The organism is Pseudoalteromonas sp. H71 (genome assembly GCF_001468485.1).
Taxonomy (GTDB): domain Bacteria; phylum Pseudomonadota; class Gammaproteobacteria; order Enterobacterales; family Alteromonadaceae; genus Pseudoalteromonas.
In genome coordinates, this window is record NZ_LODI01000016.1 from 21,625 (window position 1) to 35,822 (window position 14,198).

Genomic DNA, 14,198 nt, shown 5'->3' on the forward strand with positions numbered 1-14,198 from the left:
CGGCGCAACAGCAAGTTTAGGTGCTTTTGATTACTTAATTCGCAACAGCGAAGAAAGCGAGCAAGACAAAACAGCTGCTTAAACTGTAAAACCCTCTCTTGATATAACAGCAAGGTACACCCAAAGCTGTTTGTTAACCCAAGCCGCCCTCTCCAAAGGCGGCTTTTTTATGATGCAAATAACCTTTTTAAAAAATAGGCTAATCGCCACCACAGCTAGAATCTGAGCCGCTGCAACTATTATTAGAGTAACTTGCGCCGCCACTGTAGCCTGTTGTGCCGCTATTTGACTTTGAAGTTATGAAACTGAGCAATAGTAAAAAGCCGCTGATAATCAACACAACCATGACTGATTGCCAATCATCTGATGAGTAACCGGCAAAAAAAGCAATACTAAAAATAGTAATTAATAGCGTTCGAGCTATTAGCTTCATTGTTATCTCCTTTTACCTATTTTTTAATTAATTATCTAATTAAGCTTAAATTTGGTTTAACAGTTTTTATTGCTGATGCTATGGCTGATTCTAACGAATACATTTTAAATGGCTTTGATATAAATAAATCCATACCCGCTTGTTTACACGCAAGTTTGTCTTGAGACGATGTATTAGCGGTTAAAGCAACAATATAGGTCTTATTAGTAGGGCAAATATTTTGCTCTCTTAACTGTTTAGTGGCCTCAAACCCGTCCAAAATAGGCATGATACAATCCATGAAAATAAGGTCATACGGCTTTTGCTTACATTTTAAAACAGCGTCTTGCCCGTCCACAGCAAAGTCGGGGTTTATATCAAGCTTATTTAAGGATGCGTTAAGCACTAATCTATTGATGTCGTTATCATCAACAACAAGTACAGATAACTCATTTGTATCAATATTAATATTAGCGAGGGGTTTGTCTTCAAGTATTTGCTCCTCGCCTCGGGTTATTGGAATATAAACTGAAAATGTAGAGCCTTTATTAATTTCGCTACTGACTTCAATTTGACCGCCCATGTATTGCACAAGCTCTTTTACAATTGCTAGGCCTAGGCCAGTGCCACCTTTAGTATTTTTAGAATCGACTTCTTGCGTAAATGGCGAAAATAGCGATTTAAGAAATTCAGGAGTCATTCCTCTGCCTGAGTCGGTTACGGTAATAGTGAGTGACAAATCACCGTCAGTATTGGTTAAAAACGTGTCCAGCTTTACAATACCTTGTTCTGTAAACTTTAATGCGTTGCTGAGTAAATTAGAGGTGATTTGACTTAGGCGTGTGTTGTCGAAAAAGGCCCAGCAATCGTCATTAATTTCATTTTTTACTTCAAGTGCAACACGCTTTTCAGTAAATAAAGGGGTATAAAGTGAAACAAGGTCAGTAAAAACAGTTTTTAATAAAACATTATTCGGTTCTAATTTAAGCTCACCATGATTAATTTTTGAAAAATCAAGAACCTCATTAATAATATTCAATAATATATCTGAGCTGCGTAGCGCAACTTTGATTTTTTCTGTTCTATTTTCTGGGTCATGCTCATCTATCAAGTTGGTGAGCATGCCTGTGATACCATTAAGCGGTGTTCTGAGTTCATGGCTTATTTTTGCAAAAAGCATGCTTCTGTCAAAAAGTAAGCGTTCAGCCTCTGCTTTTTTACTTTTAAGCTCTTCGCGTAATCTCATCGACTCAGTAATATCTTGAAATGTACCAAATAGCCTTACGCAGGTGTCGCCTTCAAATTCAGCTTCACCGAATGTAGAAACCCAGATGTTGTTATTATTTGCGGTAACAATTTCTAGTTCTAAATTCCATTTTTCGCCTTTTCCAACGGCTAATTCTACTGCTTTGGTAATATTTTCTCGGCTAGATCCTTCTTTGTAGAAGTTGATTGCTGTTTCCATCATTGGTTGATAGTTTTCATCAACTTCATGAATAAGCTTGGTTTGTTTGCTCCAATAAATTTTATTGTGAGCAATATCAACTTCCCATGTGCCAATATTTGCGACGCTTTCTAGTTTTAATAGGCTATTACTGTTTTTTGTTAGGCGGTCTTTAGTTTGGTTTCTGGCAAACTCAGCGCCTAACCACTGCGCAAATAACTCTATATAGTCATAGGCCTGATCGGTAAATACCGGAGATTGATTGGCTGAGGAAAAGTTAACTGTGCCAAAAACCTCGTTTCCAACTTTAATTGGAGCACCAATGTAAGACTCTAGCTGAAAATTAGTAAAGCATGGGTGATCGGCTATTTCGCTTTGCGATACATTATGAAACGCAAGTGCGGAGCCTGCATTGAGCGTATGAACGCAGTAGGTATCATTTAAATTAAATTGTGTGCCGATGGCAAGCCCGTTGTCAGGAGTCACTGCATATAGAACAGTGTAAATACGTTCTTGTACTTCACTGATAATAGCTAAATCGAGGCCAAAGACTTTAAGCCCAAAATTTAATAATTTTTGCGTTTTATCATCAAAAGCCAAATTTTGGTCAGAGACTATGTCGTGAAATTGCCTAAGAAAATTCAATAGAAAAAGATCCTTTAGAAATAATTTTTCAAACTCAATTTTAACTAGCAGCTAATACAGATAGAACAAAATTGAAACAGTGATGATTTATTGCTCACAAACTAAATAATATTAAGACGCTTTTTATATAAACCATAATTAAAAAAATATTAGTTATTTAATAAGTTGAGTTAGGTGTGTATTCAGGGTTAATATCGCCATCAACTTCTTCTGGGTCAACATCGTTTATAAGCAGTGTTTCTCTTACCGCTTCAATATGACTCAGTACTGTTTGATAACGTTCACCGTATTCGTATTTAGTTACTTCAATAGCTTTTGGCATATACGTAAATGCTATTTTAAGAGCATATAGGGCATCTTCGTTCATTTTTTCACTCATCAATTTCTCCTAACCAAATACAATTAACAAATCAAGGTTACTATCGGCAGCTAATGTTTTTTCTTTAATTATTTCTATAGCTTAACATGACAATAAATAAGTACGGGCTTCTTCTAAACCTATGTTATAGCCATTATTTAAAACATCAAACGATTTAGTTGTTCTGCCTACCTTAAATTGTTTTGGTGGTGCAATAATATTAATTTTGCAATCACTGGGCGGGCTTAATATGAAGTCGATACTTTTATTATAAACTTCGGCTCTGTTTAAAGTTGCATTAATTAATGCAGGGTAGCCTTTATATATTTTTTTTGTTAGCCAAGGTGCTTTTGTTAATTTTTTACGATAACCAAGCGAGCGAGACAGTATAACGGTTATTTCGCGTGCTCCCATTTCGTATGCTTTAATCACAGGTATAGAGTCTGAAACACCCCCATCGGTCATTTGTATTTTATTGAGTATTGGATAATCACGATATGCAATGGGAATAGCACAGGATGCTTTTAGCTGCTCAACCATGCTATTGCTTGTTGCTTCTAAGTAGAGGGCTTTGCCTGAATCGACTGCCGTGGTAACAATGTAAAATGATTGTGGGTTTTGTTCAAAGACTTCTGTTTGCAAGGGAATATCACGAATTGTTTGCTCCCATAGCCAATCGAGGTCAAACAAATGCCCGCCTTTAACAAATCTTGCTAGATTAATAAACTCAGGCCTGCAAGAATAATCGGTTATTACTTTGTGGTTTCGCATAGGTTGATTACATAAAAACGCGGCGACATTTGTTGCCCCTGCTGACACTCCAAAATAACAATCAAAGGGTTGATAACTTTGCGTTAAAAATTCATCAAGCACGCCCGCCGCAAATATACCGCGCATTGCGCCGCCTTCGACTACAAGCGCATGTTTTATATTTTTGGCCATAATTATAACTCCTTTTAATCTGTTTTTATGCTAGCAATTAAGTTTGAGTAGAGCGAGTAAAAAATTCATATAATCAATACGTTATTTTACTAATGGTTGAGTGTCTTACACAGGTTAATAGTTCATATATTAATTTATTTACACACTAGTTTAGTGATATTTATGAATATTTGTACATCTAAACAGTGATAACCTTTGTTGTGCAAGTTTATGTTAATAGGAAAGAATATTTAATACTAATTCGTTTAATTGAGTCTTAGTGTGAATTGGTATACGAGTTCTTTCTATGCGGCTACTTAAAACGATGTTGCTGTGATCAAAAGCAGCAGTTTGAGGAAGTGCTATATATTTTTTACTAAATCGATGTTATCTATAGGGATTACCAAAAAGTTGCTATTTAGGCAATTTAGTTTGTTGCCTTAAAAATGCCCATTTATACAAAATTTTAATTCTGAAAGGTCACAGGCTTTAGTATGGCTGATTTTAAGACAATCCTATTTAGTAAAGTACAAAACCAGCTTGGAGAAAGCCCTCTTTGGCATCCAATACTTGATATGCTTTTTTGGGTTGATATCAATAAAAAACTGTTATTTTGTTGCTCATTCGATGAACCAGAAAAAATATACTCGGTTGAAATGCCTTTTATAGTGACCGCTATAGCTTGGCATGATGCAGAACATTTGATTTTAGGAACTGAGTTAGGTATCTATCGCTATAACATAAACAGTAAATTCACTGAATTAATTATAGAACTTGAAAGTAATGAGCTTAATAGACGCTCAAACGATGGGAGAGCCGATCCGTGGGGTGGCTTTTGGTTAAGTACCATGGATAAGAGTGCCGAAAAAGGGCAGGGGAAAGTATACCGCTATTACAATAAAAAGCTTGAGTGCATTATTACTGATTTAACTATTCCAAATGGTTTGTGCTTTGATAAAAACCGCTCACGTGGTTACTATTGTGACTCTTTTACAAGCTGTATCTACCAGCTTGACCTTGATGATATTAGAGGCGAAGTTGTTGGTACTGAAAAGGTATTTTATCAATTTAGTAATACAGACATAGACCCAGATGGATGCGTAATCGACAGTAAAGGTAACTTGTGGCTAGCGGTATGGGGAATGGGGTGCGTTATGTGCTTATCGCCTGATGCCGAATTACTCCACACAATAAAAGTAAACATCCTTAATCCTACATGTACAGCATTTGGTGGAAAACAAGGTGAGCTGCTATTTGTAACTTCAGCACTGTGCGAATCTAATAATGATTTACAAAATGTACAAGGGACGACATTGCAAATAACCGGAATAAAAAACGGGCAGCTAGAGCCACCCGTTATTTTATAATTAGCTTACAGATTACTAGGCTACGGGTTTGACCCACATAACGCCAACATCTTTTTTTATAACGTATACGCGAGTGCCTGCACTAATTAGCTGCTCACTTTTTAATTTCCAGCTAATACCTGAATAATTATACGTAGTTAACCCTTGATCGGTAACGTCGTCATCAAGAGTAAACGTAAGCTCTGCAAAGTCGTTTGTTACGGGTTTGGTATCTACACGATTTTGCATTTTTTTTAGTGGTTTCCACAAACCAATGGCTAAAATAGCCGTTACCACAGTATTACTCCAAAGTGCTGTTGTTAATGAGTCAGGTAAAATACCAATGCTCATTGAAAAACCCGTTATCAGCAGCGATAAGCCAAAAAACAATAGAATAATAGTAGAGAGACCAAGCACTGCTACCTCCACTATCAAAGCAAGTATACCCAGTACCATGAGTGCTTGCGGTAGGTTTTGCAAAATAAAGTCCATACTAGCCTCTCTAATTCTTAGCTTTTGTTTTGTTTATTTAAGCTATTAATAATAGCCATACCTTGAGCAACCATTGAACTTGCATCTGTTGCGTTATCAGGTAGTAAAACAACCGATGATTCGCGTGCGATTGCTTCTTTAGCTGATATGGCTTTAGTTGCTAAATCAAGTTGAATTGCTTTTTGACCTTGTTCGGTATCTGCAGCTTCACCAACTTTTAGTAAGGCATTTGCTTGTGCTTCTGCAACGGTTGTAATTGCAGTTGCTTCACCTTCTGCACGTAAAATTTGTTCAGCTTTATCGGCTTCTGCTGCAAGAACTTGTGCTTGCTTTTTACCTTCGGCCACATTTATGTTTGCTTGGCGGTCGCCTTCAGACTCTAAAATTTGGGCACGTTTTACTCGCTCAGCTTTCATTTGTGCTTCCATAGCTTCCATAATAGAGTTTGGTGGCACAATATCTTTAATTTCGTAACGTAATACTTGAATACCCCAAGGCTCAGATGCTTGGTTGATTGCAGCTACTATATTGGTATTAAGTAAATCACGTTCTTCAAACGTTTTATCTAGCTCCATTTTACCGAGCTCAGAACGCATTGTTGTTTGTGACAGTTGCACAACCGCAAATGTGTAATCGTCAACACCATAGGTTGCTTTATATGGATCGAGTACTCTAAAGTAAAGTACGCCGTCTACAATTAATGAAATATTATCTTTGGTTATAGCCGATTGAGATGGAACATCTTGCGCTTGCTCTTTTAAACTGCGATCAGCTGAAATTCTGTCAATAAACGGAATAATAAAGTTTAGTCCGGCTTCTTTGGTTGATTGGTATTTACCAAAACGTTCAATTAGCCAAGCTCTATTTTGAGGGACAAATTTAACACTGCTTTTTAGAAGCACAATAACAAATATGAGTAAAAATGCCTCGACGGTAAACACGATATCAAGTATTTGAGATACTGGATCCATTTAAATATTCCTTTTAATAGTTAGTCATAAAATGGTGTATTGTTTTAATTTTAAACGGTTTAAGATTAACACTCATCAGGGCAATTACCTACAAAAACAACATTGTAAGCAACATATATTATTTATGAGAATACTCTGAGATTTTATTTCGGCCTGATTCTTTGGCATGATAAAGAGCAGCATCGGCTTTTGAAATTATATCTTTAGCTATTGTTTTAGTATTAGGGATAACACTATAAAAACCAATACTTAAAGTAAGCTGTTTGCTTACATCTGATTGATTATGTTCAATGTTTAGTCGCGCTATGTCATTTTGAATTAAGGTAGAGAAACAATTTGCATTCTCTGAGTCTGTGCAGGGTAAAATAATTGCAAATTCCTCACCGCCATATCGAGCTGCCAGGTCGCCGGGGCGTTTACATAAATTTTGAAGTGTTTCTGCAACGTATTTTAAAGCCTCATCTCCTTTTAGATGACCATAGCTATCATTGTATTTTTTAAAAAAGTCAATATCGCAAATAATTAAACTAATGGGTTGCTGATAACGAACGCAGCGTTGTATTTCATCTTCAAAGGTTTTGTCAAAACACCGACGATTGGCAATTGTTGTTAAACCGTCAGTGTTTACTAATTCGCTTAATTTTTGATTGGCGGTAATGAGTTGCTGCTGCGCTAGTTCTAGCTTTTGTTTGTAGTTTATATTTTTGAATGCATTAGTGAGTATTTCACCAACGAGTTTAATTCGGATTAAATCAAGGTTCGTCCACTCACGTTTTTCAGCTACGCAGTCGCAACCGATAAAACCAACCAGCTCTTTTTCGTAGCTTAAGCCAATACACAATACAGATTTAATTTTTTGTAGTTCAAACTCTTTTTTTTCACCTCCCGCAGAGGCTGGTAGATCCGAAACATCATTAACTTTAAATAAGTATGTGTCGTTCATTAATTTAAAAAAATAAGGTAGTTCGCTTTTAGGTACATCTTGCAACGAATCCTTAAAAGGCACTATACCTTTATTTACCCACTCATGCGTATTACTCATTTGAGAGTTTTCGTCGTTAAATTTAAAAAGGTAACTTCGGTCTGCATGGCATACTGTACCAATTGCTTTAAGTGCATAATTTATATGACCATCTACATTATCGTTTTGAATATCAATGAGGTCTGCAGATATATTCGATATAACAACATCAAAATTATACTGTTCATCGATTTTGTGTTTTTCTATTTCAAAAGTAATCATTGAAACGGTCTCGTTAATATAGGCAAATTTAATATTTAATAAAAAGGCTGTTTCATTAATTTCAAGTACAACGCTATTTAACACATTAGGTATGAGGTAAACATCAAACAGGTTTTGCAGTAATAAAGGTTTTTTACTTAATGGGCTTATAAGCTTAATGTGGCCAAAATGGTTTGCGCACAGTTCATCGCCCTGTTCTAATTTAAACAATTTTAAGGCTTGATTATTTGCTTTGTAATTGCGTGTTTTTGAATCATGTACTAAAACAGCAAAAGGGAGGCACTTTAATGTTCTCCATATGTCTTTTATTGAATTCAAGGCTTATGATTACCTCTTGTTAGTTCGAAGCTTGGTTGCGTTCGTTTATTATTATTCTTATATAATATGTTTTAGTACACTTTTGTTGATATTACTAACTTTTTAGTGCGTTTAAGTGAACGACGTATTATAATTGATACTGTATATCATTACTCCTTTCTCCAGTGAGCCTCAAATGGCTCATTTGCATTTTAAGTATAGGTAATTCAAGTATTTCATGACAGAAATCACAACACATCAAGCTTCTCGCCGACGCTTACTTATTGCGCTTGCCATTACATGTTCATTTATGGTTATACAAGTTATTGGTGCTTACTACGCTAATTCATTAGCGGTATTAGCGGATGCAGGGCACTTATTTGTTCACAATAGTTCGCTTTTTATAGCATTAATCGCATCAAGTTTTGCAATTCATTTAGCAAAAACATATAACGATGGATATCAACGTGCTGAGTTAGTGGGGGGGCTTGTTAATGGTATATTATACCTTGCGATTAGTTTAGTCATTTTATATGAAGGTGGTGAGCGTTTTATTCATCAACACGAGGGTAATGAGCTTGAAATTAATAGTTATTTAATGTCAGTTATAGCTGGTTTAGGCTTTTTGTTTCATGGTGCAGCTGCTTGGGTTTTGTACAAGGGGCGTAAAGCAAGCATTAATGTATACGCTGTGTTTTTACACTCATTTTTTGATTTAATTTCAACAGTATCTACATTCGTTGCTGGTGTATTAATATATTTAACAGGCTTTGCAATTATCGATATTTTATCGAGTATGCTCATTGCGTCATTTGTATTGTTTACGGGTATTAAAGTCATTATTAGTTGCATTAAAGGCTTACGTTTAAATAAAGCTAAGCTTCCTAAAGTAACTGATATTGAAAGCGAAATCACAGGTATGGAACACGTGCATAACGTACATAATGTGACTGTAACACGTAACTACGATGGTTTAGTAGTGGGGGCTCACGTAGTACTTAAAAAGCATTGTACTATTGAAAAACACGATGAAGCATGTCGCTTAAAGGTGGAAAATCTGCTTGCTGAAAGGTTTAAAGTAACCAGTAGCGTACTGCAAATTGAAAGCCATGAGTGTCATCATATTCACTAGGATTTATTAATCTTTCAAAGTTCAATCTTTAGTATTTTGTATGGCATTTAGGCAAGGTAACGCCTATGAAGTGTGTAACTCTCTCAAATAAACTTTAGCGCAGCATCGGTGCCTAATAGACATGTCCCCGAAGGGGCTTCCTCAGAGCAATTTACTGCTTGTTGCTTGGTATTGGCTTATTTTTATATGGATGTAATTCAGTAGAGTGATGCAGGAGCAGTTATCAAGCCCATGAGGTTAAAACCTCGCGCTGCGATTAAATCGCTCCTAGCTTTAACTAGTTTTAGTCCACAAGGCCAATTGGCCCTAACATTAATTAAGTACCAAGGTTTTAAATCCTCTTTTTAGATATTTTAAATAAGCTCAATAATTTTGCTAAAACAACTACTTTCTTTAAGAGCCTCAGCACTCATCGGCCTTGCAAAGTAATAACCTTGAAGCACATGACACCCCGCATTAGCTAAAAACTCCATTTGCTCACGATTTTCAACGCCTTCGGCAATACAATATAAGTTTAGGTTTTCAGCTAAAGAAAGAATAGTTTTAATAATTGACTCGTCTCCTTTATCCTCACCAATACTATTTACAAAGCTCTGATCTATTTTTATAACGTTAATCGGAAATTGGCTTAAATAAGTTAATGATGAATAACCTGTGCCAAAGTCATCAAGCAATAATTTAAACCCTGCTGTTTTCAACGCTTGTAATTGCTTTGCAGCTTTGTATTTATCTTCGAGCAAAATACTTTCTGTAATTTCGAGCCTTAGCTGCCTGGTTTGAACATTAAATTCTTTTAAAATATGCTCCAACCGATCAGTTATGTTTGCTTTTAAAATGTGTTTAGGCGACAAGTTTAAAGAAATATAAAATAAAGGGTTCTCATTAAGCAATGGGGCTAATTCAATAAGCGCACGTTTTAGTGCAAGCTCAGTTAGGTGTTCTATTAACCCTGTTTCTTCTGATAGGAATAAACACCGCAGGTGAAACAAATTGTCCTTTGTTTTTCCAACGCATGAGTAACTCCACGCCGTTAATCGTTTTTGCTTCTATATCAATAATGGGTTGGTAATGATTAAACAAAAGGTCGGCTTTTACTGCATCTTTTAAATCATTTTCGAGCAGCAGTTTTTGTTTTATTTGTTCATTCATTTCATCGCTAAAGAAACTGAAGTCATTGCGACCATTTTGCTTAGCTTGCATCATTGCAACATCGGCATTGCGAATTAAAATGTCGGTTGTGATGGCATCAAAGGGATAAAGAGCTACCCCTATACTGGCTGAAATATTAATGGCAAAGTCTTCAATCATTACTTTATTTGCTAATTCTTTACTAATTAGCTTAACGGTTTCCTTCAACGAGTCTTGCGATTCTACATTTTTAATAAGGACTAAAAATTCATCCCCGCTTTGTCTGCCAAGCTGTGAATTTGCGTCAAGTATATTACTGACCCGCTCAGTAATATTGCAAAGAAGCTTATCACCTACAGCATGACCAAAAGAGTCATTCACTGGTTTAAACTTATCTAAATCTATAAACAGGAGTGCGCAATGTGTATTTGAGCTTTCAGCTTGCTTAATGGCTTCCTCAATGTTTTGGTACATTAAACTACGGTTTGGTAGTTTTGTCAGTGCGTCATAATTAGCTAAATAACGCAGCTCATTTTCAGCTCTCTTTTGCTCAGTTAAGTCAGAAATAACAATTACATAGTAGCTTACTTCTGTTGTGCTTTTAGCTACTGCAGTCACATTAATATGCACTGGGTGCTTATTATTTTTAGCTGTTTTTATTAAGGTATCGATATGCCAGTTTTCAGTTGGCTGCAATGCCTTCAATCTTTTTGCAAATTCTTTGCACTTTTCTATACCAAGCGATTTTATAAATAGTTTAGGGCTAATATTTGTAGATGTTTGTGTATCTGAAAACGTTCCTATGAAACTATTATTCGCGGAAAAAGGCAGTAAATGGTCGTCTAAAATCAGCAACCAATCGTTTATTTGGCCAAATGCTTCACCTAATATTTTAGCTTGCTCTTCATTAACACGCTGCTCAGTAATATTGGTATAAATACCTGATACATATAAAGGTTTGCCTGTTTGAGTATCAAAAATTATTTGGCCGGTGTCTTGGTACCATAACCAATGGCCATTTTTATGGCGAAGACGAAATGTTAATTGCCAATTTTTATTTTTACTTTTATTACTTATATAATTTTGCCATTTGGTTTCAAAGCGGCGCTTATCGTCAGGATGTATAATAGAAAAAAACTGCTCTATAGCTACCCGTTCTTCTAAATTTTCGTAACCCAGTTCTATGCCACGTAAAGTATTTACTGAACGGTCTAAAAATTGATAATCCCATACGCCACTTTTATTGTTTCTAAGGGCGAGTTCTGTTTGTTTTTTCGAGTTTATGGTGTCTGTATGCGCTTGTTGAATGACATTTTGACGGTTTCTGTACTGCCAAAAAAATAAAGCGAAAAGGGTGAGCGTAATGATAATATATGTGAATAGTGCAAAGGGCGACTTCCAGGGAGCATGGGCTACATTTATGCTGAGCTTCACGGGTTGGGTTTTAATTACACCATCTTTAAAATGCGCGTTTATAGTGAGAGAGTAGTCGCCTGGTTGAAGTTTAGTAAAAAACACCTGGTTTGCTTTTAAGTTCTCATAGGTAAGGGATGTTGGGCCATCAAGAACCACATAATAAAACGTTTTATTTGTATCTGGGTAGGAAAAATCAGAAAAGCTTACCGTTAACCCCATATCATCATGGTTTAGTTTGAGCGGTTGATTACTGTATTTAATGGGGGAAAAAGGCAATTCCCTCGTTAATAAACTGACATCTGTAATTGCTAGTTTATGTTTTTTGGTTGTTTTTTTTGTTTTGAAGTCAGCAGGGTTAAAAAGTATGGCGCCTGCATTACTGCCAATTATTATTTGCCCATTATTCAATTTCTTTTGTGTGTAATCTGTGAATTTATTAGTGTTTAAACCATCTTTAACCGAGAAACTTATAACACTAAGTGTGTTGAGATTTATTTTGTAGAGTCCATTTTCAGAGCTTGCCCACAGGTAATCTTTTTCGTCAGGCACTAAAGACAAAATTGAATTAGAATTTAACGAGTTTTTAAGGCTTAGAGAATGCTTTTTTTCGTAGCTTTGTGGGTCTATGCCAATTAAACCTTCATGAGTCGTTGCAAGCCATAAAATATTTCTTTTTAAGTCAAGGTAGTAATTATCTACCGTATAATAAATGTTACCTTTAGTATTTGATGACTGAAATATTGAGGTTAAGTTTTGTGTTTCTTCGTTATACCTAACCAAGCTATTACTCATACTAATTAAAAGTTCATTAGGATGAGTTTCCAATGGCGGAAGAAACACATAGGCATTTATCGGATCTAGTAGGTTTTTAAGTCCTTTAATAACCCTTATATCACCCGTTTTTTCGTTAAACAGGTAAAAGTTTTTGTCGTTTGCAAACGCATATTTATGGGTGTCAATTTTGGCAAAGCCAAAAATAGTCGGTTGAGTAAGTAAATCGTTATTACTACTTAAATTTGACACTAATTGTTTACTGTTTTTATCAAATAATTCAAACCCATTGTATGTATACAGCCATAAATATTGGCTGTTTCCTAGGGAAGAAGCAAAAATGTCATAAACTGCTGATGAGCCAAACACTGCTTTAGTGTCTGTTGAATTTAAAAAAGTACGCGTGGTTTCTGTTTTAGGGTTGTATTGAGCTAGGCCATCGTTTGTGCCAAACCAAATAATATTATCGTCGTCTTCGTGTATTTTGTTTATTGTATTATTGACGGGCAAATTAATATTTTTAAATCGCCTAGTGTTAATAGGCCATGTGAATACCCCCTGGCTTCTTGAGGATAACCATAGCACTCCGGTTTGGCTTATTGTTAAATCGCTAATCGTGTTATCGTTTATATTAAATTTACTCTTTGCATAATTTAATATGAGCTCTATTTCGCCGTTTATTCGGCTAAAACTAAATAACCCTTTTTCGGTTGCTACAAAATCACCATCATCAGAAGTAATGTAATCCCAAATATTAAGGTCGGAAATAAGCGTTGTTATTTTAGAACTGAGGAATTGGTTATCATTTGAAAATGCGAATCTATACAGTCCTTCTACCGTACCGACTAGAAGACCAAGCTCTTTATCTACCTGCAAAAACTTTACATTAATGTTGTCTATTGTTATTTGTTCGGCAGGGTGAAGCGGTACTTCTGCAAGTTGATTGCTAATAAGGTTAAATGCATATAGCCCATCATTGGCACCAATATAAAGTGTATTATTATGTATTGTTAGAGCACGTATATATGAGGTTTTATTAGCTAAAGCCGCTGTTTGTGTAAAAGCACCCGTGGTTTTATTGTAAGTGAGTATTTGGTTATCAATAGCTAAATAGTAAAGCTCGTTCTGTCCCGCCATTGCTGAAACAGGAGAATAAATTTGTGTCTCTTTATCTAGCTGGCCAGAGTAGATTTTTTCTGTTTTGAGAGTTTGTGGGTCTATTAGGTATGCACCAGCTATATCAGTGGAAACAAGTAACTTACCATCGTTTGTTTTTAACAGTGTAGAGATGTAGTGTTTGTCTAGCTCAAAACCACCGTCGAATGTTTCAACAGTATAGCCATCAAACCTGTTTAATCCTTGTTGTGTTGCAATCCAAATGTATCCAATCTCATCTTCTTGTATTTTTTCAACATAATTTTGCGAGAGCCCTTCATCGGTAGAAAGGCGCTGTAATTGTTGGGCATAATTTTGCGATGCAACTGCATTAGTAATACATAACATGAAAATTAAAAGGCAACGTTTACTAAATGGCACTGATGACCGATCTCCACAACAGGTAATGCATTATTCAGCTAAGTGTTAAATATAGCACAAGTTTTATTTTTTAATTACAAATAATA

9 protein-coding genes and 1 pseudogene are annotated in these 14,198 nt (G+C 35.7%); 2 read left to right on the plus strand and 8 right to left on the minus strand.

Annotation, left to right across the window (positions count from 1 at the left end; translation table 11 throughout):
* Nucleotides 1–199 precede the first annotated feature (199 nt).
* The 4 genes from ATS71_RS09385 to ATS71_RS09400 all read right to left on the minus strand — a co-directional run bounded on the left by ATS71_RS09385 (nucleotide 200) and on the right by ATS71_RS09400 (nucleotide 3,801).
* Nucleotides 200–433 (minus strand): hypothetical protein, encoded by a 234-nt coding sequence (locus ATS71_RS09385; protein WP_058404597.1) that lies wholly within the window; start codon nucleotides 431–433, stop codon nucleotides 200–202.
* Between the two features lie 31 nt (nucleotides 434–464).
* Complete coding sequence (locus ATS71_RS09390) at nucleotides 465–2,501, minus strand: hybrid sensor histidine kinase/response regulator (protein ID WP_058404598.1); 2,037 nt, start codon at nucleotides 2,499–2,501, stop codon at nucleotides 465–467.
* A 157-nt stretch (nucleotides 2,502–2,658) separates the two neighbouring features.
* Nucleotides 2,659–2,880: a hypothetical protein gene (locus ATS71_RS09395; protein WP_058404599.1), complete on the minus strand. Its 222-nt coding sequence runs from the start codon at nucleotides 2,878–2,880 to the stop codon at nucleotides 2,659–2,661.
* Nucleotides 2,881–2,961: 81 nt separating this feature from the next.
* Nucleotides 2,962–3,801, minus strand: a complete 840-nt coding sequence (locus ATS71_RS09400; RefSeq protein ID WP_058404600.1) for a patatin-like phospholipase family protein — start codon at nucleotides 3,799–3,801, stop codon at nucleotides 2,962–2,964.
* Between the two features lie 473 nt (nucleotides 3,802–4,274).
* Here ATS71_RS09400 and ATS71_RS09405 point away from each other — a divergent pair, with 473 nt between their 5' ends.
* A complete protein-coding gene (locus ATS71_RS09405; RefSeq protein ID WP_058404601.1) occupies nucleotides 4,275–5,147 on the plus strand; it encodes an SMP-30/gluconolactonase/LRE family protein in 873 nt (290 codons plus the stop codon).
* A gap of 15 nt (nucleotides 5,148–5,162) precedes the next feature.
* Here the strand turns inward: ATS71_RS09405 and ATS71_RS09410 are convergent, their stop codons facing one another.
* From ATS71_RS09410 to ATS71_RS09420, 3 genes are all read right to left on the minus strand, one after another.
* Nucleotides 5,163–5,618, minus strand: a complete 456-nt coding sequence (locus tag ATS71_RS09410; RefSeq protein ID WP_058404602.1) for an NfeD family protein — start codon at nucleotides 5,616–5,618, stop codon at nucleotides 5,163–5,165.
* A gap of 17 nt (nucleotides 5,619–5,635) precedes the next feature.
* Entirely contained in the window at nucleotides 5,636–6,589 is a 954-nt protein-coding gene (locus tag ATS71_RS09415; RefSeq protein WP_058404603.1) for a slipin family protein, read from the minus strand.
* A 118-nt stretch (nucleotides 6,590–6,707) separates the two neighbouring features.
* Complete coding sequence (locus ATS71_RS09420; RefSeq protein ID WP_058404604.1) at nucleotides 6,708–8,150, minus strand: sensor domain-containing diguanylate cyclase; 1,443 nt, start codon at nucleotides 8,148–8,150, stop codon at nucleotides 6,708–6,710.
* A 217-nt stretch (nucleotides 8,151–8,367) separates the two neighbouring features.
* On the opposite strand from ATS71_RS09420, the gene ATS71_RS09425 reads away from it, so the two are divergent.
* Entirely contained in the window at nucleotides 8,368–9,261 is an 894-nt protein-coding gene (locus ATS71_RS09425) for a cation diffusion facilitator family transporter (protein WP_058404605.1), read from the plus strand.
* 353 nt (nucleotides 9,262–9,614) lie between these two features.
* Here ATS71_RS09425 and ATS71_RS09430 read toward each other — a convergent pair.
* Nucleotides 9,615–14,079, minus strand: a pseudogene (locus tag ATS71_RS09430) (EAL domain-containing protein).
* Nucleotides 14,080–14,198 lie beyond the last annotated feature (119 nt).